Origin of the sequence: Rossellomorea vietnamensis, from assembly GCF_001305855.1 — a bacterium.
Classification (GTDB): Bacteria; Bacillota; Bacilli; order Bacillales; family Bacillaceae_B; genus Rossellomorea; species Rossellomorea vietnamensis_A.
This window is the reverse complement of the sequence record NZ_LIXZ01000001.1, coordinates 1-23,913: the sequence shown is the minus strand read 5'-3', so window position 1 is coordinate 23,913 and position 23,913 is coordinate 1. Positions and strand designations below refer to the sequence as shown.

Annotated in this window: 21 protein-coding genes and 1 pseudogene; 20 read left to right on the top strand and 2 right to left on the bottom strand. The window is 42.5% G+C overall.

The window, feature by feature from the left end; genetic code table 11:
• Positions 1 to 186: 186 nt before the first annotated feature.
• The 20 genes from AM506_RS00110 (at position 187) to AM506_RS00015 (ending at position 22,166) form a co-directional block, all read left to right on the top strand.
• Positions 187 to 912, top strand: a complete 726-nt coding sequence (locus tag AM506_RS00110; protein WP_060669639.1) for a GntR family transcriptional regulator — start codon at positions 187 to 189, stop codon at positions 910 to 912.
• A 50-nt stretch (positions 913 to 962) separates the two neighbouring features.
• Positions 963 to 2,057: a BMP family lipoprotein gene (locus AM506_RS00105; RefSeq protein ID WP_060669637.1), complete on the top strand. Its 1,095-nt coding sequence runs from the start codon at positions 963 to 965 to the stop codon at positions 2,055 to 2,057.
• A 210-nt stretch (positions 2,058 to 2,267) separates the two neighbouring features.
• Positions 2,268 to 3,803, top strand: a complete 1,536-nt coding sequence (locus tag AM506_RS00100) for an ABC transporter ATP-binding protein (protein ID WP_060669635.1) — start codon at positions 2,268 to 2,270, stop codon at positions 3,801 to 3,803.
• The gene (locus AM506_RS00095) at positions 3,796 to 4,845 is read left to right on the top strand and encodes an ABC transporter permease (RefSeq protein WP_060669633.1); all 1,050 of its coding nucleotides are present in this window, start codon (positions 3,796 to 3,798) and stop codon (positions 4,843 to 4,845) included. Before AM506_RS00100 ends, AM506_RS00095 begins: the two co-directional genes overlap by 8 nt.
• Entirely contained in the window at positions 4,846 to 5,805 is a 960-nt protein-coding gene (locus tag AM506_RS00090; RefSeq protein ID WP_034760090.1) for an ABC transporter permease, read from the top strand.
• 284 nt (positions 5,806 to 6,089) lie between these two features.
• Positions 6,090 to 7,364, top strand: a complete 1,275-nt coding sequence (gene yfmF, locus AM506_RS00085) for an EF-P 5-aminopentanol modification-associated protein YfmF (protein WP_060669631.1) — start codon at positions 6,090 to 6,092, stop codon at positions 7,362 to 7,364.
• 2 nt (positions 7,365 to 7,366) lie between these two features.
• Positions 7,367 to 8,656, top strand: coding sequence for an EF-P 5-aminopentanol modification-associated protein YfmH (yfmH, locus tag AM506_RS00080; RefSeq protein WP_060669629.1), 1,290 nt, complete (start codon positions 7,367 to 7,369; stop codon positions 8,654 to 8,656).
• A 68-nt stretch (positions 8,657 to 8,724) separates the two neighbouring features.
• Positions 8,725 to 9,441, top strand: coding sequence for an elongation factor P 5-aminopentanone reductase (gene ymfI / locus AM506_RS00075; protein ID WP_060669627.1), 717 nt, complete (start codon positions 8,725 to 8,727; stop codon positions 9,439 to 9,441).
• 88 nt (positions 9,442 to 9,529) lie between these two features.
• Complete coding sequence (locus AM506_RS00070; protein ID WP_060669625.1) at positions 9,530 to 9,787, top strand: DUF3243 domain-containing protein; 258 nt, start codon at positions 9,530 to 9,532, stop codon at positions 9,785 to 9,787.
• 231 nt (positions 9,788 to 10,018) lie between these two features.
• The gene (locus AM506_RS00065) at positions 10,019 to 10,810 is read left to right on the top strand and encodes a DUF3388 domain-containing protein (protein WP_060669623.1); all 792 of its coding nucleotides are present in this window, start codon (positions 10,019 to 10,021) and stop codon (positions 10,808 to 10,810) included.
• A gap of 19 nt (positions 10,811 to 10,829) precedes the next feature.
• Entirely contained in the window at positions 10,830 to 11,732 is a 903-nt protein-coding gene (locus AM506_RS00060) for a helix-turn-helix domain-containing protein (protein ID WP_060669616.1), read from the top strand.
• 80 nt (positions 11,733 to 11,812) lie between these two features.
• Positions 11,813 to 12,391 carry a CDP-diacylglycerol--glycerol-3-phosphate 3-phosphatidyltransferase gene (gene pgsA, locus AM506_RS00055; protein ID WP_060669614.1) on the top strand — a complete coding sequence of 193 codons (579 nt, stop codon included), beginning with the start codon at positions 11,813 to 11,815 and terminating at the stop codon, positions 12,389 to 12,391.
• 71 nt (positions 12,392 to 12,462) lie between these two features.
• Complete coding sequence (locus AM506_RS00050) at positions 12,463 to 13,698, top strand: competence/damage-inducible protein A (RefSeq protein ID WP_060669612.1); 1,236 nt, start codon at positions 12,463 to 12,465, stop codon at positions 13,696 to 13,698.
• Between the two features lie 196 nt (positions 13,699 to 13,894).
• Positions 13,895 to 14,932, top strand: a complete 1,038-nt coding sequence (gene recA, locus AM506_RS00045) for a recombinase RecA (protein ID WP_060669610.1) — start codon at positions 13,895 to 13,897, stop codon at positions 14,930 to 14,932.
• A 446-nt stretch (positions 14,933 to 15,378) separates the two neighbouring features.
• The gene (gene rny / locus AM506_RS00040; RefSeq protein WP_060669609.1) at positions 15,379 to 16,938 is read left to right on the top strand and encodes a ribonuclease Y; all 1,560 of its coding nucleotides are present in this window, start codon (positions 15,379 to 15,381) and stop codon (positions 16,936 to 16,938) included.
• Between the two features lie 163 nt (positions 16,939 to 17,101).
• Complete coding sequence (locus AM506_RS00035) at positions 17,102 to 17,905, top strand: TIGR00282 family metallophosphoesterase (RefSeq protein ID WP_060669607.1); 804 nt, start codon at positions 17,102 to 17,104, stop codon at positions 17,903 to 17,905.
• A 136-nt stretch (positions 17,906 to 18,041) separates the two neighbouring features.
• Complete coding sequence (gene spoVS, locus AM506_RS00030) at positions 18,042 to 18,302, top strand: stage V sporulation protein SpoVS (RefSeq protein WP_034760060.1); 261 nt, start codon at positions 18,042 to 18,044, stop codon at positions 18,300 to 18,302.
• 100 nt (positions 18,303 to 18,402) lie between these two features.
• A complete protein-coding gene (locus AM506_RS00025) occupies positions 18,403 to 19,326 on the top strand; it encodes a dipeptidase (protein ID WP_060669604.1) in 924 nt (307 codons plus the stop codon).
• A gap of 227 nt (positions 19,327 to 19,553) precedes the next feature.
• Positions 19,554 to 21,296 (top strand): 2-oxoacid:acceptor oxidoreductase subunit alpha, encoded by a 1,743-nt coding sequence (locus AM506_RS00020; protein WP_060669602.1) that lies wholly within the window; start codon positions 19,554 to 19,556, stop codon positions 21,294 to 21,296.
• A 3-nt stretch (positions 21,297 to 21,299) separates the two neighbouring features.
• Positions 21,300 to 22,166 carry a 2-oxoacid:ferredoxin oxidoreductase subunit beta gene (locus AM506_RS00015; protein WP_060669600.1) on the top strand — a complete coding sequence of 289 codons (867 nt, stop codon included), beginning with the start codon at positions 21,300 to 21,302 and terminating at the stop codon, positions 22,164 to 22,166.
• A 22-nt stretch (positions 22,167 to 22,188) separates the two neighbouring features.
• Here the strand turns inward: AM506_RS00015 and AM506_RS00010 are convergent, their stop codons facing one another.
• Together AM506_RS00010 and AM506_RS23655 are read right to left on the bottom strand one after the other, a co-directional pair.
• Complete coding sequence (locus AM506_RS00010) at positions 22,189 to 23,196, bottom strand: hypothetical protein (protein ID WP_060669597.1); 1,008 nt, start codon at positions 23,194 to 23,196, stop codon at positions 22,189 to 22,191.
• A 438-nt stretch (positions 23,197 to 23,634) separates the two neighbouring features.
• Positions 23,635 to 23,805 (bottom strand): annotated as a pseudogene (locus AM506_RS23655) (group II intron reverse transcriptase/maturase); the annotation flags it as partial.
• Positions 23,806 to 23,913: the final 108 nt, after the last annotated feature.

The following is a 23,913-nucleotide window of genomic DNA, read 5'->3' as shown; positions in this document are numbered from 1 at the left end:
TTTATTGAACTAGTTTATCAATATTTTTACAGAAAAGGATTCTAAATTGTCATTCTAATCATTTTTTTCGACAAAATCACACAATGCTATTTATTTATCAAAAGAAAAGTGTTATAGTATTTTCGATTAGTAGGAAAGATATACATCAGAGGTCTGATGTCTTGAGAAAATGTGGTGGTGGTTCCAGTGACAATAAAAACAGACAATCGGCATTTATACTTACAAGTAATTGACCGTTTGAAGAAGGATATCGAGGCGGGAATATACAAAGAAAAAGAAAAACTCCCATCTGAATTCGATCTTTCCAAACAACTAGGTGTAAGTAGGGCTACTCTTAGGGAAGCTCTCAGAATTCTTGAGGAAGAAAGTGTCATCGTACGACGTCATGGTGTAGGTACATTTGTAAACGCCAAGCCGCTCTTTACTTCGGGTATTGAGCAGCTGAACAGTGTAACGAACATGATCAAGCAGGCTGGTATGGAGCCAGGGACCATTTTCTTAAGCTCAACAACTCAAGAAGCTACTGAGGATGATGTGAAGAGGTTTACTTGCAATGAAGAGGACGACGTGATCCTCATTGAAAGGGTTCGAACTGCAAACGGGGAACCGGTTGTATATTGTGTGGACAAAATTCCCGAGAAAGTCATGCCGAGGAATTTCACCCATGAGGATAATTCGATTTTCACCGTTTTAGAAAAACGGGAGAATAAGAGAATTACCCATGCTGTGGCACAAATTGAACCAATGGGATATCACGATAAAATCTCCCCTATTCTAAATTGCGAACCGGAAACGGCTTTACTCGTTTTAAAGCAAATGCACTTTGATGAAAACGATGAGCCGATCCTGTATTCTGTAAACTATTTCCGATCAGACAAATTTAGCTTCCAGGTATTAAGAAAGCGCGTATAACAGTAATTCATCTTACTACTAATTTATTACAATAATAGGGGGTACTCTAGGTGAAAAAACGTAAATTCGGTTTAGCGTTATCATTTGTTCTGGCAGCAGGTACATTATTAGGTGCTTGTGGAACAAGCGAGGACAAAGATGGTGCATCTAGTGGTGAAGGCAAGAAAGAAGATCAATTTACAGTAGCAATGGTTACAGATGTTGGTGGGGTGGATGACAAATCATTCAACCAATCTGCTTGGGAAGGCCTGAAAGCCTTTGGTAAAGAAAACGACATGGAAAAAGGTAAGGGTGGATTTGACTATTTACAGTCACAATCTGATGCTGACTACGCTACAAACTTAAACAAATTAGCTCGTCAAGACTTTGACTTAGTATATGGTATCGGCTTCCTTATGGAAGGTGCGATCACTGAAATTGCACAACAACAAAAAGATTCACACTTCGCAATCGTTGATGCAGTAGTGGATCAACCAAACGTTGCAAGCATCATGTTCAAGGAGCAGGAAGCTTCTTTCCTTGCTGGAGTGACAGCAGGACTTGCGACTAAAACGAACAAAATCGGATTCATCGGTGGTATGGAAATTCCGGTAATTGAACGCTTCCACTCTGGTTTCATTGCTGGTGTTAAAGCGGTCAATCCAGATGCAGAAATCGTTGCAGACTATGCAGGTGCTTTCGACAAAGCTGAACTTGGACAAACAATCGCGTCTAAAATGTACACTCAAGATGTAGATGTAATCTTCCACGCAGCTGGTGGAACGGGTAATGGTTTATTCAAAGAAGCACGCGATTTGAAAGAAAAAGATCCTTCACGTGAACTTTGGGCGATCGGCGTTGACTCTGATCAATCTGCAGAAGGTAAAGTAGGAGATCATAATATCATTCTTACATCTGCACTTAAGCGCGTTGATAACGCTGTTGTGGATCTATCCACTAAAGCCAAAGAAGGAAACTTCCCAGGCGGAGAACAAATCCTTTACGGTCTTAAAGAAGACGGCGTTGGGCTTGCTGAATTAAATGCAGAACTTTCCAACAAAGATGAAGTCATGAAAAAAGTAGATGAATGGAAAGAGAAAATTACTAGCGGTGAAGTGACAGTTCCTGAAACGATCAAGGATGCGGAAGCTTTCTCAGCTAACTAATAGCATAAGGGACAGGTGGCCAGCTAAGACTGGCCGCTTATCCTGATAAATAAGAGACTCATATGTTAATAGAAATTTAATTGAAGTATAGAACATTTCTATCTTTCATTTAGATTTTTATTCGGGGAAACCCCTTTTTTTCTGGCGTGTTAAGGTCTGACCTCTAACTACTAGATAAATATCCCTAGTCTATGCAAGGAGTGATTAGCAATGGATTACGTAATCGAGATGCTGAATATTCGTAAGGAATTTCCAGGCATCGTAGCAAATGACAACATTACCCTCCAGCTCAAAAAAGGTGAAATTCATGCGCTTCTTGGTGAAAATGGAGCAGGTAAGTCGACACTAATGAACGTTCTATTCGGCTTGTACCAGCCTGAACAGGGAGAAATCCGTGTGAAAGGGCAAAAAGTGAACATTACCAATCCGAACATAGCCAATGATCTTGGAATCGGTATGGTCCATCAGCATTTCATGCTCGTCGATACATTCACTGTAACGGAAAATATCATTCTCGGAAGAGAGCCTAAGTCAGGTGCGACAGTTGATATTAAAAAAGCTGAAAAAGATATTCTCGATATTTCTGAACGATATGGTCTGAAAGTAGATCCAAGTGCTAAAATTTCTGAAATTTCAGTAGGTATGCAGCAGCGTGTGGAAATATTAAAGACACTTTATCGTGGAGCGGAAATCCTGATCTTTGATGAACCGACCGCTGTATTGACACCTCAAGAAATTAAAGAACTCATTCAAATCATGAAAACATTGATCAAAGAAGGTAAATCAATCATCCTTATCACTCATAAGCTTAAAGAGATTATGGAGGTGTGTGATAATGTAACCGTTATCAGGAAAGGAAAAGGGATCGGGACGGTCAACGTTTCAGAAACGGATCCCAATCATCTTGCCAGCCTGATGGTGGGACGTGAAGTTACGTTCAAAACGGAAAAGAAAGAAGCGCGACCTGGGGAAAATGTATTGGAGGTCCGTGATTTAAACGTGAAAGATCAGCGCAATGTCCCTGTTGTAAAAGGCTTGAACCTTGAGGTGAAAGCAGGAGAGATCCTTGGCATAGCTGGTGTGGATGGCAACGGACAAAGTGAGTTGATTGAGGCCATCACAGGTCTTCATAAAATAGACAGTGGATCAGTGAAACTGAATGGCAAAGAAATAGCAAATATGAAACCCCGTAAAATCTATGAATCGGGTGTAGGTCATATTCCTCAAGATAGGCATAAACATGGTCTCGTGCTTGATTTTCCTATCGGGGAGAATATGGTTCTTCAGACTTATTATCAGAAACCGTATTCCAATAAAGGGGTACTTAGTTATAAAAATATTTACAATCAGGCAAGAAAGTTGATATCGGAATTTGATGTCAGGACTCCATCAGAATTTACCCTTGCCCGTGCTTTATCCGGGGGGAATCAGCAAAAGGCAATCATCGGCCGTGAGGTTGACCGGGATCCGGATTTATTGATTGCTGCTCAGCCGACCAGGGGACTTGATGTAGGGGCGATCGAGTTTATCCATAAACGTCTGATCGAACAAAGAGATAATGGAAAAGCGGTTCTTCTACTATCATTTGAACTCGATGAAATCATGAATGTAAGTGACCGTATCGCCGTCATCTACGAGGGGCAAATTGTGGCGATTGTTAACCCCAGGGAAACAACTGAACAAGAACTTGGACTATTAATGGCTGGTTCGAAGAGGAAGGAAACGGGAGGGAAATCACATGTCTAACCGATTAACAAATATATTAATCCCGGTAATCTCAGTCCTTTTAGGAATCATTGTCGGAACGATCATCATGCTGGTGAGTGGATATGACCCGATTGCAGGATACGCTGCATTATGGAACGGCATCTTCGGGGAAATCTATTATGTAGGAGAAACGATCCGTCAAGTGACACCGTATATTTTAGCAGGACTGGCTGTTGCCTTCGCCTTTAGGACGGGTCTCTTTAACATAGGGGTGGAAGGTCAATTGATTGTGGGATGGCTTGCAGCTGTCTGGGTAGGAGTTGCATTTGATGACTTACCCAAGCTGATCCACCTGCCTCTTGCCATCATTGCGGCAGCATTGGCAGGGGCTCTATGGGGCTTTATCCCGGGACTTCTTAAAGCGAAGTTCCGCGTGCACGAAGTCATTGTTACGATCATGATGAACTATATTGCTCTTCACGTTACAAATGCCATTATCCGTGATGTCATCACTGACCGTAAAGATCGTACAGAAATGATTGCGGATACTGCTTCATTGAAGTCACCTTTTTTCGAAAGTTTGACAGATTACTCCCGTCTGCATTGGGGGATTTTCATCGCCCTTGCATGTGTATTCATAATGTGGTTCCTGCTTGAGAAGACAAAGCGTGGTTATGAGCTTCGTTCTGTAGGATTCAACCAGCATGCTTCGCAATACGCCGGTATGAACGTAAATGGTAATATCATCCTGTCCATGGTCATCTCAGGAGCGTTTGCCGGACTTGCAGGAGCTATGGAAGGACTCGGAACATTTGGTTATGCTTCAATCAAAGGAGGATTCACAGGAGTCGGATTCGATGGGATTGCTGTAGCCCTTCTGGGAGGAAATGCGGCTATCGGAGTCGTATTCGCTGCATTATTATTTGGTGGACTTAAAGTGGGAGCACTGAATATGCCGCTGGATGCCGGTATTCCAAATGAACTTGTCGACATCATTATTGCCCTTATTATTTTCTTTGTAGCATCCGGTTATATGATTCGTTATCTGATTCAACGATTTAGTAAAAAGGGGGTGAAATAAGTGGGTTTTATTGATATCTTGACGATCCTCATCCCATCAACATTACTGTGGGCAACACCACTTATTTTCACTGCTTTGGGAGGGGCGTTCTCAGAGCGTTCAGGCGTAGTTAATATCGGACTGGAAGGTCTGATGGTCATTGGTGCATTCTCAAGTATCGTATTTAACCTTGCATTTGCAGATACTTTCGGTGCAGCGACACCGTGGGTTGCACTGCTCGTGGCCATGGTGATGGGGGGGCTATTGGCCATCCTGCATGCCGTTGCTTCCATTACATTCAGGGCCGATCAGGTTGTATCAGGGGTTGCCATCAACCTGCTGGCAGTCGGTTTGACTCTTTTCTTAGTCAAGCGTATCTATGGAAAGGGTCAAACGGATATCATCTCTGAGGGATTTGGGAAGGTCGATGTTCCTTTACTTCACAAGATTCCGGTCATCGGAGATATCTTCTTTTCTAACACATACTGGCCACCATTCGTTGCGATTCTTGTGTCCTTCATTGTCTGGTTCATTATGTTCAAAACCCCGTTCGGTCTAAGATTGCGTTCTGTAGGTGAACATCCTATGGCTGCAGACACAATGGGGATCAATGTAACGAAAATGCGCTATATCGGTGTCATCATATCCGGTGCTTTTGCAGGTGTCGGCGGGGGAGTATACGCCCAGGCGATTTCCTCAGACTTCAGCCATGCAACAATCAGTGGACAAGGGTTCATGGCCCTTGCAGCCTTGATCTTCGGGAAATGGCATCCACTTGGAGCCATGGGAGCGGCCCTGTTCTTTGGATTTGCTCAAAGTTTAAGTATCATCGGATCAAGTATCCCGTTGTTTGAAAACATCCCTAGTGTATTCCTATTGATTGCGCCATATGTGCTTACCATCCTTGCACTGACAGGCTTCATCGGCCGTGCGGATGCACCAAAAGCACTGGGCACACCATACATCAAAGGAAACCGTTAATAAATCTTTTAAACAAACGAAAAGGATATCCCGAAAGTCGGGATATCCTTTTCATTTTATAATCTGCCGTATTAGTAAGATTATGAAGAGAGGAGTGTCAAAAACATATTGAAAAATTTATAAGCATATAATAGTTTACTCTAAAAGGATATTTCCAACAGAGGAAGATGCTTGAAATCAATCTCTCACTACATGTATAGTTATACATAAATACCGCACAATAAAGGTGTTTATTAATTTTGCTTTTAAATCGATGGAAGTATGGAACTAAGGAGGACGGTACGATGACAGCCATAAACGAAATAGTCAAGAAGAAACCTGGTTACACGCTACATATCGTTCAAACGGATAAGTATAAAACCAATAGCCTCGTATTAAAGATGAAAGCCCCCCTCGACCCTGAAACAGTCACTTTAAGGGGATTGCTTCCCCATGTGATGCAGAGCAGTACAAAGACCTATCCGAGCACAACAGAGTTACGCTCCCATCTGGATGAGTTATATGGAGCGAACTTCTTTGTGGATTTAGGCAAAAAAGGTGAGTACCATGTGGTCAGTATGTCTGTTGAAATTGCCAACGAAAAGTTTTTGAAAGATTCTGAGCCCCTGCTTCAAAAAGGAATTGAATTCCTTTCAGATGTCCTTCAGAATCCTCATATTGAAAATAATGAGTTCGACAAGAAAACAGTCGAAAAAGAAAAACGGAACCAAAAGGTCAGAATTCAAGCAGTATATGATGATAAAATGCGCTATGCCAATTCCCGACTCGTGGAAGAAATGTGTAAAGGCGAGCGTTTCGCCCTCCATGTAAACGGTGTAAGTGAAGAAGTGGAGTCCATTACTCCGAAGAGCTTATATGAATATTATCAAAAAGTGATGGCGGAAGATCAGTTTGATCTTTATGTGATCGGTGATGTCGATGTTAAAGAGGTTGAAAGCCTCTGTGATCGACTGTTTGAATTAAATGGACGTTCTCCTGAACAAGTGGATGCTTCCCTAGTGAAGCAAAAAGAAAAAGAAAACGTCGTAAAAGAAAAACAGGATGTTAAACAAGGAAAGCTGAACATGGGCTATCGTACACATACTCAATATGGAGACGAAGACTATTTCGCTCTTCAAGTATTCAATGGAATATTCGGCGGCTTCTCCCATTCCAAATTGTTCATCAATGTGAGGGAGAAAGCGAGCCTGGCATATTATGCCGCGAGCCGTCTCGAGAGTCATAAAGGTTTATTGATGGTGATGTCCGGCATCGAATTTGAGAAGTATGATCAAGCGGTAGGAATCATCAACGAACAGCTCCAGGCGATGAAGGATGGTGACTTCACGGATGGGGAAATCGATCAGACAAAAGCGGTCATCCGCAACCAGCTCCTTGAAACCATCGATACCTCAAGAGGTCTGGTGGAAGTACTTTACCATAATGCCGTAGCTCATGAAGAAATCGACTTGAAGCATTGGTTGGATGAGATTGAGAAAACAACAAAAGATGATATCGTAAAAGCCGCAAATAAAGTTGAACTTGATACGATTTACTTTCTAACAGGAATGGAGGGATAGAGATGAAGAAAATTTCCTTCGATCAATTACAAGAAAATTTGTATTATGAAAAAATGTCTAATGGTCTCGACGTATACATCCTCCCGAAAAAAGGATTTAACAAGACGTATGCTACATTTACAACGAAATATGGAAGCATCGACAATCATTTTGTCCCTTTGGATGAAGATGAATTCGTTAAAGTACCCGATGGAATCGCCCATTTCTTAGAACATAAACTGTTTGAAAAAGAAGATGGAGATGTCTTCCAGCAATTCAGTAAGCAAGGGGCATCCGCCAATGCTTTCACTTCTTTTACACGGACGGCTTATCTGTTCTCAAGTACGACAAACGTAGAACGAAATTTGGAAACACTCATCGATTTCGTGCAAGATCCGTACTTTACAGAGAAAACGGTGGAAAAGGAAAAAGGCATCATCGGGCAGGAAATCACCATGTACGATGATAACCCTGATTGGCGATTATACTTCGGTGTAATCCAGAATATGTATAAAAATCACCCTGTTAAAATTGATATTGCAGGAACGATCGAATCCATCACACCGATTACAAAGGATATGCTCTATCAGTGTTATAAAACATTCTACCATCCAAGTAATATGCTCTTATTCGTGGTTGGCTCTGTGGATCCCGAACAGATCATGAATCAGGTCCGTGCGAATCAGGAGAAGAAAGATTATGAAAAATTGCCTGAAATCAAGCGCAAATTCGAGGATGAACCAGAGACAGTCGCGGAGAAAAAACAGGTTCTTAAAATGAACGTTCAAAGTCCTAAATGTCTCGTCGGACTGAAAGCTCCGGAACCAATCCAGCAGGGTCGGGAAATGCTCAGACAGGAGCTTTCCATGAATGTTTTCCTTGATATGCTGTTCGGAAAGAGTTCGCCGTACTATTCCGAACTTTATAATGATGGATTGATCGATGAGACATTCCATTATGACTATACACAGGAAAATGGCTTTGGTTTCCTTACGGTCGGTGGAGATACGGAAAAGCCGGATGAGCTCTCAGAGAAGGTACAATCGCTGCTTCTGAAAGCAAAGCGGGAATCTCTCTTTTCTGAGGAAAGTCTTGAGAGGACGAAGAAGAAGAAGATTGGTGCATTTCTGCGTGCCATTAATTCTCCTGAGTATATTGCGAATCAATTTACCCGCTATGCCTTTAATGAGATGGATTTATTTGAAGTCGTGCCTACCCTTGAATCATTGAAATATGATGATATCCAGGCGGTTGCGGGATCCATTATCAGTGAAGAACGATTTACTGTATGTCAAGTCGTACCTAAATCATGATGGAAGGGGAGCTATTCTTTTATAGGATAGTTCCTCTATTTATGTGAATGACGTTTGGAGTGAAACAAATGAAGTATGCATTAATTACAGGTGCATCAGGTGGAATCGGGAGCAGTACTGCCCTTACATTGGCTGAGGAGGGGTGGAATCTATACTTGCATTATCATTCCAATGAAGAGGCAATAAAGGAATTGGTTCATAAAGTCGAAGCTTTGGGAGTGGAGGCAATTCCCATTCAGGTGAATCTTGCCAACCCGGAAGAAGTGGGTAATCTTGTCCACTCCATATTCAGGCTCGATGCGATTATTTACTGTAGCGGAAATTCAACCTGGGGACTCTTTCAGGACCATTCAGAAGACGATATGGATCAGATGATCAACCTTCATGTGAAAAGTCCGTTGCTTCTGGTTCAAAAGCTCCTGCCGAAGCTGATTGACCGGAAAGGGGGGATTGTCATGGTGAGTTCGATCTGGGGACAGATCGGAGGTGCCTGTGAGGTGGTATATTCAACAGTCAAAGGTGCCCAAATAGCATTTGTGAAATCCTTGAGTAAAGAGCTTGCATTAAGCGGGGTAAGGGTAAACGCCATTGCACCCGGTGCCGTTGACACGTCCATGATGGGCTCATTCAGTGATGAAGATAAAGATGCGATCCGTGAAGAGATCCCTATTGGCCGGTTTGCTCAACCAGGGGAAATCGCTGACTCCATTCAGTTCCTTCTTTCATCCAGGGCTTCATATATCACAGGTCAAACCCTTTCCGTCAATGGGGGATGGCACACATGAAAATTTTTTCAATCAGAGAATTCCAGCGCATAATTTTCCCTCCGGGATACAAACTAAGGTTGTATTTCAATAAAGGAGGTCATGACAAATGTCTGTATTAGATAACTGGTCTGATTGGAAAAACTTTTTAGGGGAACGCCTAAACCAGGCAGAACACGGCGGCATGGAGCACGAAACGGTAAATGACTTGGCTTATCAAATCGGTGATTACTTAGCCAATCAAGTCGAAGCTAAGAACGATCAGGAAAAAGTATTAGCGGATTTATGGTCGGTCGCATCTCCAGAAGAGCAACATGCCATCGCCAATATGATGGTCAAGCTTGTGAATAATAACGGCAGTCGTTAAGGAGAGGGATTTCCCTCTCCTTTTTCTTATGGGGGAATGGCTTACACCAAATAATATTGGTCTTCAAGTTATCATTTCACGTATTAATGAGAAATTGTACATATTTATGTAGGTTTTGCTTTTCTATTAGCAGGAAATCATTTATTATAATACCTAGATGTTTAAATAACTTTTCGAATTATGTCAATTTATATCGAAATGAGATGTCACAGTTTTTTAGAGGAGGAAACGATGGAACACAAAGAATGGTATTTAGAATATGAAATACAAAAAAATCGTCCCGGCCTCTTAGGTGATATTTCCTCGTTATTAGGAATGCTTTCTATCAATATAGTGACGATAAATGGTGTGGATGAAGGAAGAAGGGGAATGCTTCTCCTTGCCAACAATGATGAACAGATCATGAGGCTTGAATCCATCCTTCAAACGATGGATACAATCAATGTGACAAAGCTCCGGGAACCTAAATTAAGGGATCGTCTTGCTGTGCGTCACGGCCGTTATATCCAGCGTGATGCCGACGACAAGAAAACATTTCGATTTGTTCGTGATGAGCTTGGCTTATTAGTTGATTTCCTGGCTGAATTATTTAAGCAGGAAGGACATAAGCTTGTTGGGATCAGGGGCATGCCCCGGGTAGGGAAGACCGAATCCATCGTGGCATCAAGTGTATGTGCGAATAAGAAGTGGCTTTTTGTCTCTTCAACATTATTAAAGCAAACGATACGAAGCAAGCTCATTGAAGACGAGTATTCTGCTGAGAATTTGTTTATTATAGACGGCATCGTTTCTACACGCCGTGCAAGTGAGAAGCATTGGCAGCTGGTGAGGGAGATCATGAGATTACCTGCTGTGAAAGTAATCGAACATCCTGATGTATTCGTTCAAAACTCTGAATATTCACTTGAAGATTTTGATTATATCATTGAACTTAGAAACGATCCTGATGAAGAAATTACATACGAATTAGTTGAACAAAATAATCTATTTCAAAATTCCGATTTTGGAGGTTTTGATTTTTAATATTGGAAGGTGTTAAGTAGTGACGGAATTAGGAAATCGTTTAAAGGAAGCTCGAGAGGCGAAAGGTTACAGCCTTGATGATTTACAAAGGATAACAAAAATTCAAAAACGCTATTTGATCGGGATCGAAGAAGGCAATTATGATGCGATGCCGGGTAAATTTTACGTCCGCGCATTCATTAAGCAATATTGTGAAGCAGTCGGACTTCCCCCTGAGGTGATTTTTGAGGAGCACAAGGAAGAAATCCCGACGACCTATGAAGATGAAATACCGGTTTCCCTTTCGAGGGTACAGTCCCGGAAGAGTGTTCCAGAGAGCTCTGCGAAGGTTTTTGACTTTCTACCGAAGCTGCTCATAGCTCTATTTGTCATTGGTGCACTGATTGCCTTATGGGTATTTTGGCAAGGGAAAGTAGGGGACAAGGCACCTGAATCCAACCAAGCAGAAAACCAGACACAAGTAGATGTTGATGAGAATAAGAGTGCTGAGGGCGATAAGCCTGAAGATGACACAAAGGATAAAGAACAGAGCGAAGAACCGAAGCCTTCAGACGATCAAAAAGCTGATCAAGAGAAGGAACAAAATACTGAACAATCTTTGGAAGCAGTGAGTACGTCGGGTTATAAAACGACCTATGAACTGAAAGATGCCGATGAATTCAAACTTCAGCTGGCAGCCCGTGGAGATACATGGGTAGGAGTTTATAATTCCCAGGATGAATTGTTGTTTGAAGGTTTACTGAAAAAGGATAATAAAAAGGACTTTGACGTTTCCTCTGATAAACAGGCTTACCTGGTTATTGGTAATGCTTCGAATACAGATATCCTCGTTAACGGTAAAAAGCTTGAATATAAAGTTTCTGCAACCGATGTCGTCAGGCAGGATATCATCATCAATTACGTACCGCAATCAGAGCAATAATTGAAACGGGAGGAGTTTTAATAACTCCTTTTTCTTACATACTAATGGTATACACGTTTTAAAGCATTGGAGGTAGAAAGGTGAACTTACCTAATAAGATTACAGTATCAAGGATATTTTTAATTCCATTATTTTTAATCATCATGCTTGCACCACTAAATTGGGGTGAGATGGTGTTTCTTGGGGCGGAAATGCCGGTCAAGCATTTTGTGGGAGCTTTGATTTTTATCATTGCGGCAACGACGGATTGGATTGACGGGTATTATGCCAGGAAGCTTGACCTTGTGACAAATCTGGGGAAATTCTTAGACCCGTTGGCAGATAAACTGCTTGTATCGGCCGCGTTAATTGTACTTGTTGAGTTGGGTCTTGCCCCATCGTGGATCGTCATCATCATCATCAGTCGTGAGTTTGCCGTTACAGGGCTTCGTCTCGTATTAGCTGGGGAAGGGGAAGTGGTTGCTGCCGGTCAACTCGGCAAGATTAAAACCTGGGCACAGATCATCGCAATATCAGCCCTTCTTCTTCATAATGCCATTTTCGAACTGATCGATCTTCCATTTGCGACGATTGCTCTATGGGTGGCTATGTTCTTTACAATTTGGTCAGGATGGGACTATTTCAAACATAATAAAAAAGCGTTTGTAAATTCGAAATAACAATGTACACCAGGGGATTGATTCAACTAGAATCATCCCCTTCTTTTCACCATATTTTAGGGGGACTTAAGATGAATGCAGAAATAATAGCGGTTGGTTCCGAGTTGCTGCTCGGACAAATCGTCAATTCCAATGCTCAATTCATTTCCGAGCAGTTAGCCGAAATGGGCGTAAACGTGTATTACCACACAAGTGTGGGGGATAACACTGCCCGCTTACAGCATGCCATTGAGGTAGCGGAGAAGCGAGCGGACTTGCTGATATTTACCGGAGGCCTTGGACCCACAAAGGATGATCTGACAAAAGAAACGATTGCAAATGTTTTAGGAACGACTTTAAGCTTGGACCATGACGCTTTGGAATCGATAAAAAGCTATTTTAAAAAGGTCAATCGTGAAATGACTCCGAACAATGAAAAACAAGCCCTCATATTATCGGAGGCCCACGTATTGAAGAACGAACACGGTATGGCTCCGGGGATGTTATTAAAAAAGGGCGGCAATGCCTATATGCTTCTCCCTGGTCCGCCGTCTGAAATGAGGCCGATGTTTGATAAGTACGGCAAACAGGCAATTTTGAACTTAATGAAGAAGAAAGAAGTCATCCACTCAAGGGTCCTTCGTTTCTTTGGCATCGGGGAAGCAGAGCTTGAAACGGAATTAGAAGATCTGATTGACAGACAAACCAACCCCACCATCGCACCTCTCGCAGGTGACGGCGAGGTGACCTTGAGGCTGACGGCCAAGCACGAGTCAAGGAATATTGCTATTTCACTATTGGATTCAGTCGAAAAAGAGATCTTGAACAGGGTGGGAGAATACTTCTACGGATATAATCAGGATTCTCTTGTCGAAGTGGGATTCCATCTATTAAAAGAGAAGGGCCTTACCCTTTCATGTGCAGAAAGTTTGACTGGGGGACTGTTTCAGGCTCAGTTGACGTCGCTCCCTGGGGCTTCTGAAGTATTGAGTGGCGGGGTAGTATGCTATCAGGATGAGATCAAGACAAGGATTTTATCTGTTAATGATGCTACGCTGCAACAGCATTCATCTGTAAGTGAGCAATGTGCACGGGAACTGGCCGAAAACGTTAGAGAGCTGTTTTCCACCGACATCGGAGTCAGCTTTACAGGTGTAGCAGGACCGGATGCTCACCAAGGTCAGCCTGCCGGGACCGTCTGGATTGGATTATCTATGAAAGGTGGAACGACCAAGGCATTTCTACTGAACCTTGGCGGTGGCCGGAATGGGAACCGGATGAGGACGGCGAAGTATGGTTGGCACTATTTGATCAAGGAATTGAATTAGTCAGGTATGGCTGTCTTCTTTTTGGAGGCAGCTTTTTATCTTTTTTTAACAAGCACACCCAAAGAAAAAAACCGAATGAATGTTCGATTTTTTTCTTGTTTTCTCTAATAAAAACGTTTATAGTATAGATAGGTTGGATTTGAGACAAACTTATAAGTTGTCGATTACATGATTTACATTCAAAGGAGGAAGATTTGTGAGCGATCGTAAAGCAGCCTTAGATATGGCGTTAAAACAAATAGAAAAGCAGTTTGGTAAAGGCTCAATCATGAAGCTTGGGGAGAAAACGGACAGAAACGTAGTAACATGTCCAAGTGGTTCACTAGCACTGGACGCTGCCCTTGGAATAGGCGGATATCCACGTGGAAGGATTATTGAGGTATATGGTCCCGAATCATCCGGTAAAACAACAGTGGCACTTCATGCGATAGCAGAGGTACAGGCTCAAGGCGGGCAGGCGGCATTCATTGATGCAGAGCACGCACTTGATCCCGAATATGCTCAAAAGCTTGGGGTAAACATAGATGAATTGTTGCTTTCACAACCAGATACAGGTGAACAGGCATTGGAAATCGCTGAAGCACTTGTACGAAGTGGAGCGGTGGATGCCATCGTTATCGACTCTGTTGCAGCCCTTGTACCGAAAGCAGAAATCGAAGGAGAGATGGGAGACGCTCACGTTGGTCTTCAAGCCCGTTTAATGTCACAGGCCCTTCGTAAACTTTCCGGTGCCATCAATAAGTCGAAGACCATTGCGATCTTCATTAACCAGATCCGTGAGAAGGTCGGGGTCATGTTCGGTAATCCTGAAACGACTCCCGGTGGACGCGCACTGAAGTTCTATTCTTCCGTACGTTTGGAAGTACGCCGTGCCGAAACCCTTAAGCAGGGGAATGAAATGGTAGGGAATAAAACGAAGATCAAAGTAGTGAAAAATAAAGTGGCTCCACCTTTCCGTGTAGCCGAAGTCGATATCATGTACGGGGAGGGAATCTCCAAAGAAGGTGAAATCGTCGATCTTGGGTCTGAATTGGACATCGTTCAAAAGAGCGGTGCCTGGTACTCCTACAACGAAGAGCGCCTCGGTCAGGGACGTGAAAACGCGAAGATTTTCCTGAAAGAAAATCCTGAAATCCGTAATGAAATCATGCTGAAGATCCGTGAACATTACGGATTGGATACAGGCCGTGCTGAAACGGACGATCAAGGTGAATTAAGTCTTCTGGAAGACTAAGTGAGGAAAGAGAAGCAGACGTGATTCGGTTTGCTTCTCTTTATTATGTATGGGAATTCGAGTTTTGGTGGAAAATAGTAACAGTCCCTTTTCTAGAAAAACAGTGGGTACTCGATACATGCCAGGTTATACATACCCGGAATCACCGGTTGACCCAGCACTTCTAAAAAAAATGAAAAAGATGGTTTTGGTTAAAAAACATTCACAAGCCCAATGCGACAGTGTCAATTTTTGTCGATTACAAAAAAACCCTTGAGAAATCTAGTGATAGAGGGCTCAACCCCTTGACAATAAATTTTCAGAGATTTAAAATTAACATGTATATTTTACAAATTTTTCGAATGAATATTTGAAAGCCTAGCGCTGTATATTTTGTTCAAATGAGCAATGTACAAGCCGACATGTAAAAAACATGATGACAGTTCATAGCAAGAGGAGGTGAAATAATGCAACCCATAACAATCATCTCCATTTTGCTTGGCCTAATCGTCGGTGTAGTTGTTGGATACCTAATTCGTAAGTCCATTGCTGAAGCAAAGATTGCTGGTGCTAAAGGTTCAGCGGAGCAGATTTTAGAAGATGCGAAGCGCGAGGCAGATGCTCTGAAGAAAGAAGCACTTTTGGAAGCAAAGGACGAAAATCATAAACTTCGCACTGAAATGGAAAACGACCTTCGTGAACGAAGAAATGAATTGCAAAAACAAGAAAATCGTTTGATGCAAAAAGAGGAAAACCTCGATCGAAAAGATGATACGCTTGATAAGCGTGAAGGCTTACTCGAGAGAAAAGAGGGGACTCTTAACGAGAGACAACAACATATTGAAGAGATGGAAAGCAAAGTGGACGAGATGGTACGATCACAGCAAACAGAGCTAGAACGTATCTCGAGCCTGACTCGTGATGAAGCGAAAGGAATCATACTTGACCGCGTTGAAAATGAACTCTCCCATGATATTGCCATCATGGTCAGAGAACATGAGACACGTGCGAAGGAAGATGCAGATAAGAAGGCGAAAGAGGTCCTTTCACTGGCTATACAACGTTGTGCCGCAGAACATGTGGCCGAAACAACGGTCAGTGTTGTGAATCTACCGAATGATGAGATGAAAGGTCGAATTATTGGGCGGGAAGGACGTAACATTCGTACGCTGGAAACACTTACGGGAATTGATTTGATAATCGATGATACTCCTGAAGCGGTTATTCTTTCTGGTTTTGATCCGATTCGTAGAGAAACGGCTCGAATTGCATTAGAGAAATTAGTTCAGGATGGACGTATCCACCCTGCACGAATTGAAGAAATGGTGGATAAATCCCGCCGTGAAGTGGATGAGTATATCCGGGAAATTGGTGAACAGACAACTTTCGAAGTAGGTGTTCATGGACTTCATCCGGATTTGATCAAGATCCTGGGGCGTTTGAAGTATCGTACAAGTTACGGTCAAAACGTTTTAAAACACTCAATGGAAGTGGCCTATCTGTCAGGACTACTCGCAGCAGAGCTTGGTGAGGATGAAAGACTCGCCAAACGTGCCGGATTGCTTCATGATATCGGTAAGGCGATCGACCATGAAGTGGAAGGAAGCCACGTGGAAATTGGTGTAGAGCTTGCAACGAAGTACAAAGAACATCCTGTTGTCATCAACAGTATTGCTTCTCACCACGGAGATACAGAGCCAACGTCCATCATTGCCGTACTGGTTGCTGCAGCTGATGCTTTATCTGCTGCAAGACCAGGAGCAAGAAGTGAGACGCTTGAGAACTACATCCGTCGACTGGAGAAACTTGAAGAAATCTCAGAGTCATATGAAGGCGTTGAGAAGTCCTTCGCTATCCAGGCTGGCCGTGAAGTGCGTATCATGGTTAGACCGGAAGCCATTGACGATCTGGAATCCCACCGTTTGGCAAGGGATATTCGTAAGAGGATCGAGGACGAACTTGATTATCCAGGCCATATTAAAGTAACGGTTATCCGTGAAACAAGGGCCGTCGAATACGCGAAATAAGAGGTTGACTCGAGAAGGGATATCCCTTCTTGAGTCAGCTTTTTTTATCTCTTTCTATCATCCGTTGCAGAATGGTAGATGGTTCCTATTAGGATGAATAGACGACAAGTTATTTGTGATACAATAATGACAAGAATGAATACATAAAGAGAAGGGAATTTTCATGAAAATATTATTTGTTGGAGACGTAGTCGGTTCAATGGGCCGGGAAATGATTACAGAATATCTGCCTAAGCTAAAGAAGAAGCATTCACCGGATTTTACAATTGTTAATGGTGAGAATGCTGCATCAGGTAGAGGGATTACTGAGAAAATATATAAACAGTTTATACAAGATGGTGCGAATATGGTCACCCTGGGAAATCATACATGGGACAATAAGGATATCTTTAATTTTATCGATTCATCGAAACAAATGGTGAGGCCGGCTAATTTCCCTGAAGGAACGCCGGGCAGCGGTTTGGTGTTTGGGGAGGTATACGGTAAAGAGGTAGCGGTTATCAACGCTCAAGGAAGGACGTTTATGCCTCCTCTTGATGATCCATTTAAAGCGCTCGATGAGCTTGTAGATGAGGCGAAAAAGAGAACATCCGTTATATTCGTTGATTTCCATGCAGAGGCGACAAGTGAGAAGCAGGCTGTAGGCTGGTTTCTGGATGGCCGCGTGTCTGCAGTGATTGGAACGCACACTCATGTTCAAACGGCAGACAACCGGATTCTTCCAAATGGGACAGCCTTTATGTGTGACGTTGGTATGACCGGACCATATGATGAGGTATTGGGAATGAGTAGGGATTCTGTTTTAAGGAGATTCCAGACCAGTCTGCCTGTCCGTTTTGAAGTACCGAAGGCCGGGCGTAAGATCCTGAGTGCTTGTTTGATCGACATTGATCAGAAGTCAGGCAAAGCTAAAAAGATCGAGCGCATATTGATTAACGAAGACCATCCGTTTATGGCAGAATATTAAATGTTTTCCTCCCTTTTTCGGTGTTACCGGAATGATTTGTCCATTTCCTGAATATAGTATCAGTGGAATCATTTATACCAAGTTTGTTCTTTACCACGGACATACGGTATGGGGGAAATGACAAGGAGGAAAAGGAATGGAAATATTAAAAGTTTCAGCAAAATCTAATCCTAATTCTGTAGCTGGTGCACTCGCCGGTGTTCTTCGTGAGAGAGGAGGAGCTGAAATACAAGCAATCGGTGCAGGAGCTTTAAATCAAGCCGTCAAGGCTGTTGCCATTGCAAGAGGCTTTGTGGCTCCCAGTGGTTTAGATTTAATATGTATTCCTGCATTTACAGATATTCTGATCGATGGAGAAGAACGTACGGCGATAAAGTTAATCGTGGAACCAAGATAATAAACCATAGGCTGTTCATTAAAGGGGACCCTTTAATGGACAGCCTTTATACTATGAACAAATATACATATATGTTATTACACGGAGAGGAAGACCAAATATGATATTTGATGCACACTGTGATGTTTTGATGAAACTGTATGTAGAGCCGGGGAGTGGAGCCTTTCAATCGAAGGGTTCCTTACACATAACATATCCTCAACTCATTCAAAGCAGCAGTAAAGTACAGTTGTTCGCAATTTATATCCCATCATACCTGAAGCCGGGTCAACGGTTTCAAGCAGCACTCGAAATGGTGAATCTGTTTCATAATCAGATCCTTAAGCCAAACCCTAAACTGAAATTCGTCACCTGTAAAAAAGATATAGAACGTCTTCGGGAAGATGAAATAGGGGCAATGCTGACACTGGAAGGTGCCGAAGCAGTGGAGGAGGATCTTACGAAGCTCGAGATCCTTTACAGGCTGGGAGTCAGGTCAGTCGGTTTAACGTGGAATTGGGCCAATGCAGCAGCAGATGGGGCCCTTGAACCGAGAGGGGGCGGGTTGACTAACTTTGGGGAAGAAATCGTCTCCTTCTTAAACGAGAAAAGACTTTGGACAGATGTTTCCCATTTAAGTGAAAAAGCATTCTGGGATGTGATGGATTCAGCTGAATATCCGATAGCATCCCACTCAAACGCCTACTCGATCTGTCCCAATCCACGGAACTTAAACAATGATCAAATTGAGGCACTCATCAAGAAAAACAGCGTAATGGGCATCACCTTTGTCCCACCTTTTTTAAACAAAAAAGGGACAGCGGAGATTTCCGATGTAGTCCGCCATATCGAACATGTATGCAGTCTCGGAGGCGAGGATCATATCGGATTTGGCTCCGATTTCGACGGCATATCCGAAACCGTTCAAGGTTTATCCTCATACATTCAATATGATAACTTAATCAACACCCTCCAACGATACTATAGTGAAAAACAAGTGGGGAAATTCTTATTTCAGAACTTTTTTGATAGATTAACTGATTGATTGCAAATAAACCATTAAAGGAAAAACCTTTAGTGGTTTATTTGTGCCGAGACGAACGGGTTTACAGCGAGAATGTCTTCAATACAGTAGTGATTTAAAGAGAAAAGTGATAAACTGATAGAGTGAATGAAATGAAAATGCTGCATCGGAAATAGATGATGAATCCTAATGAAGAGAATATGCTTCAACAATAGATGTTGCAAATAATGATTGAAGGGGTGTAATGAATGAAGGAACAGCTTTCTTGGAAAGTTGGCGGACAGCAAGGTGAAGGTATTGAGAGTACAGGTGAAATCTTTTCCATGGCCCTCAATCGTCTTGGGTATTTCTTATATGGTTACCGCCATTTCTCCTCCCGTATTAAAGGAGGACATACAAACAACAAGATTCGAGTAAGCACCACGCAAGTTCGTGCGATTGCTGACGATTTAGATATTTTGGTTGCATTTGATCAGGAAACGATTGATGTGAATTACAAAGAATTACATAGCGATGGTGTTATAATAGCGGATGCAAAGTTCAAACCTGTGAAACCTGAAGATACCGATGCCTCCCTATACATTGTTCCCTTCACAGAATTAGCGAAGGAGCTCGGAACTTCCCTTATGAAGAATATGGTTGCAGTCGGGGCTACATGTGCCGTCCTCAATCTCGATCCAAATGTTTTCAAGGTAGTAGTGGAAGAAATCTTTGGTCGCAAAGGTGAAACTGTTGTGGAGAAAAATATGGATGCCATTAAACAGGGATTCGAGGCGATGAAAACAGAACTTGGGGACCAGGTCGGTTCCCTGCAACTGAAAGAAGCAGACGGTAATAAACGGATGTTCATGATCGGAAACGACGCCATAGCACTTGGTGCACTGGCAGGAGGCGTTCGATTGATGGCAGCTTATCCGATCACGCCTGCTTCTGAAATCATGGAGTATCTCATCAAGAAGCTTCCAATGGTCGGCGGGACCGTCATCCAAACGGAGGATGAGATTGCAGCGGCCACTATGGCAATCGGGGCGAACTACGGAGGGATCCGTTCCTTCACGGCTTCAGCAGGACCAGGGCTCTCACTCATGATGGAAGCGATAGGGCTATCCGGAATGACAGAACAGCCACTTGTTGTAGTGGATACGCAACGCGGGGGACCGTCTACAGGTTTGCCGACGAAACAGGAACAGTCTGATTTAATGGCAATGATTTACGGTACCCACGGTGAAATCCCTAAGGTGGTCCTGGCACCTAGTACCGTTCAGGAAGCCTTTTATGACACAGTAGAAGCCTTTAACCTTGCGGAAGAGTATCAATGTCCGGTCATCATTCTTTCAGATCTCCAACTTTCCTTAGGAAAACAAACGGTGGAACCCCTGGATTACAGTAAAGTGGAAATACGCAGAGGAAAGCTTGCGTCCAATGAATCTGAATTAGAAGAATTAGAGCCCAAGAAATATTATAAGCGTTTTGAAGTGACCGAAGATGGGGTATCACCACGTGTTATCCCCGGGATGAAAAATGGGATTCATCATGTCACAGGAGTAGAGCACGATGAAACCGGAAAGCCATCTGAATCTCCTCAGAACAGACAGGCGCAGATGGATAAACGTATGCGTAAACTTGATAAAATCAATTTCAATAATCCGATACACACCCATGCAACTCATGAAGAGGCTGACTTGTTGTTAGTAGGCTTCAATTCTACACGCGGAGTGATTGAAGAAGCGATGAGTCGTTTGGAAGCCGATGGTTTGAAAGTGAATCATGCCCATGTTCGTTTAATCCATCCTTTCCCTGCAGATGAATTGGAACCATTAATGCAAACTGCGAAGAAGGTGGTTGTGATCGAGAATAACGCTACCGGCCAATTAGCCAACATTATCAAAATGAATGTAGGGTACGGGAATAAAATCGTTAAAATGACAAAGTATGATGGTACACCATATTTGCCAAATGAAATTCATTCACGATGTAAGGAGTTGAACTAATCCATGGCTACCTTCAAAGATTTCAGGAATAATGTTAAACCGAACTGGTGTCCCGGGTGTGGTGACTTCTCGGTACAAGCTGCGATCCAGCGGGCATCTGCCAATGTGGGACTGGATCCGGAACAGTTAGCGGTCGTTTCAGGGATCGGATGTTCAGGACGTATATCCGGATACATCAATTCTTACGGCTTTCACGGAATCCATGGACGTTCCCTTCCGATTGCCCAGGGCTTAAAGATGGCCAACAAAGATTTGACCGTCATCGCTTCAGGCGGGGATGGGGATGGATTCGCCATCGGTCTTGGCCATACGATCCATGCCATTCGCCGGAATGTTGATGTCACATATATCGTAATGGACAATCAAATTTATGGCTTAACCAAAGGACAAACGTCTCCACGCTCGTCCGCCGGGTTTAAAACGAAGTCTACACCACAGGGATCGATCGAACAGGCCCTTGACCCAATGGAAATGGCCCTTTCGGCAGGAGCAACCTTTGTCGCACAAAGCTTCTCTTCTGACTTAAAAGAACTGACGGCATTAATCGAAGCGGGACTTAACCATAAAGGTTTCTCCCTGATCAATGTGTTCAGCCCTTGCGTCACCTATAATAAAATCAATACGTACGAGTGGTTCAAAGAGAACCTTACAAAGCTCGCTGATATAGGAGGTTATGACCCATCGAACCGGGAGCAGGCTATGAATACGCTAATGGAAAAGGATGGACTGGTTACGGGTTTGATTTATCAAAATAAAGAACAGCCTTCCTATCAGGACCTTGTGTCAGGCTATTCCGAAGAGCCTCTCAGTACTCATGACTTAAGATTAGATGAAAGTAAATTTGATGAATTAGTGAAAGAATTCATGTAATGGAAGAAACCGGACTCCTTTTTTAGGGGCCCGGTTTGTTTTTTAATTTATTGATCTCTTCATTTAAGAGAGAATTGGTGAATTGAAGATGTTGGATGGTATTTTCATAATTTTTCAGAGTGTCTTTCGAAGCGATGGAATCTTCTTCATTCGATATGAATACTTTATCCTTCAAGTCTTTGATGTTCATTCTGACGGATTGAAGTGAACGGGTGAAGACGTTTTTATCCTCCTGCATTCTTTTTAATTCTGCCTGTAATTGTTGAATAGACGACTCATTATCCTTCTGAACTTGCACTGCACGTTCACGATCCTCTTTGTTGCGCTTTTTGACCCATTCATATATGATCATGGATTCTGTCAAACGATTATGTGACGCATATAACTCGATCTCATTTAGGTAAAGGCGCTTTTGTAGCATTTCATTGTCACATAGGAGACGATGAATATATTCTTCATTAAAACACTTATCAATAAGCACATGGTGCTTCTGTGACGCCAACTCTATTCTCATATCCTTAAGTAGTTCCTCAAGCTCCCATAATTGTATTTCTTTTTTATATAATTGTTCTTGTACTTCTTTGTTAGCCATTAATAGGAAATCATTTTCTTTTAATAAGTAACTATTTTCAACTTGTAAGGCCATGATTTCGTGTACCAGAGAACTCATTGAATCAAGGAAGTGTTCCGTTTGTTCCTTTGTTTTTGATACATAATGAGTCGTGGATGTCCTTAGTTGGTCCTTGACCTGGTTCAGAATGTACCGGAGCTTTTTCACTTCCCGTTCCTGTGCAGACAAAAGGGCTTGGTATTTTGAGGATTCCATGTTTTTTTCAGAAGCCTGGATTTCAAGCTCCTGAAGATATGTTTGTATACGGTTTTGTAATAGGTCGTTTTCTTTTTTGATGGCGACATAATGTTGGGTTCGGCTTCCGTTTTCTAACCTTTCACATTTATTTTTATATTTTTCCATTTCTGATTTATAATGGATAATTTGCTGCTGTAGCTGGAGGTTCGAAAGTTGTCTCATCTACTTAAGCTCCTTTCGCCGTTAATTTCTAATATGTATATGTAAGAGTCCGGATGAACGGTATTTGTCCATGAAAGAAGCCATGTAAACTTCCCAGCGTTTACATGGCTTATATATATAATTAATATCATTGCAATGATAGTTGATTGTTCACGTTCGTAATATTCATTTAAAGGAAGCAGCGTAACCATAAAAGTTGAATCACACTATATATGAAAGTTTAAGTTTAATCGTCAAGATCGTAATGTTGCATATTTATTCAGTTTCGTTTTTTTATTCCTCCTTTCCTTATGGTATATGATATGACGCTTTAGATGCTAAGGTACTGTCAAACGTCTATAGAATCAGCCTATTTTTAAAAAGAATCGAGTAGGAGGGGATGATTAATCCCCGACCTCTCACACCACCGTACGTACCGATCGGTATACGGCGGTTCAATCAAGATGATTGACGAAGACTTTCATACCTAACGATAAGACTTAGAAGCCCTTGGCGATTCCAGAAGGAATTGCCAAGGGTTTTGTGTAGTATTGGACTTTGTGCGATCCTCCAATAACCCTTTCGGGTATTACCCCACTCATATGCCTTCCATTTTGGAACGCCGAGCGCAAGGAATTGCCAAGGGTTTTGTGTAGTATTGGACTTTGTGCGATCCTCCAATAACCCTTTCGGGTATTACCCCACTCATATGCCTTCCATTTTGGAACGCCGAGCGCA

Excerpts from the sequence above, each read along its gene's own strand:
- AM506_RS00020 (WP_060669602.1), top strand. The coding sequence starts at position 19,554 with ATGAAGGAACAGCTTTCTTGGAAAGTTGGCGGACAGCAAGGTGAAGGT.
- AM506_RS00025 (WP_060669604.1), top strand. The coding sequence starts at position 18,403 with ATGATATTTGATGCACACTGTGATGTTTTGATGAAACTGTATGTAGAG.
- spoVS (WP_034760060.1), top strand. The coding sequence starts at position 18,042 with ATGGAAATATTAAAAGTTTCAGCAAAATCTAATCCTAATTCTGTAGCT.
- ymfI (WP_060669627.1), top strand. The coding sequence starts at position 8,725 with ATGAAGTATGCATTAATTACAGGTGCATCAGGTGGAATCGGGAGCAGT.
- AM506_RS00100 (WP_060669635.1), top strand. The coding sequence starts at position 2,268 with ATGGATTACGTAATCGAGATGCTGAATATTCGTAAGGAATTTCCAGGC.
- AM506_RS00095 (WP_060669633.1), top strand. The coding sequence starts at position 3,796 with ATGTCTAACCGATTAACAAATATATTAATCCCGGTAATCTCAGTCCTT.
- AM506_RS00015 (WP_060669600.1), top strand. The coding sequence starts at position 21,300 with ATGGCTACCTTCAAAGATTTCAGGAATAATGTTAAACCGAACTGGTGT.
- AM506_RS00070 (WP_060669625.1), top strand. The coding sequence starts at position 9,530 with ATGTCTGTATTAGATAACTGGTCTGATTGGAAAAACTTTTTAGGGGAA.
- rny (WP_060669609.1), top strand. The coding sequence starts at position 15,379 with ATGCAACCCATAACAATCATCTCCATTTTGCTTGGCCTAATCGTCGGT.
- yfmH (WP_060669629.1), top strand. The coding sequence starts at position 7,367 with ATGAAGAAAATTTCCTTCGATCAATTACAAGAAAATTTGTATTATGAA.
- AM506_RS00065 (WP_060669623.1), top strand. The coding sequence starts at position 10,019 with ATGGAACACAAAGAATGGTATTTAGAATATGAAATACAAAAAAATCGT.
- AM506_RS00050 (WP_060669612.1), top strand. The coding sequence starts at position 12,463 with ATGAATGCAGAAATAATAGCGGTTGGTTCCGAGTTGCTGCTCGGACAA.
- yfmF (WP_060669631.1), top strand. The coding sequence starts at position 6,090 with ATGACAGCCATAAACGAAATAGTCAAGAAGAAACCTGGTTACACGCTA.
- AM506_RS00035 (WP_060669607.1), top strand. The coding sequence starts at position 17,102 with ATGAAAATATTATTTGTTGGAGACGTAGTCGGTTCAATGGGCCGGGAA.
- AM506_RS00010 (WP_060669597.1), bottom strand. The coding sequence starts at position 23,196 with ATGAGACAACTTTCGAACCTCCAGCTACAGCAGCAAATTATCCATTAT.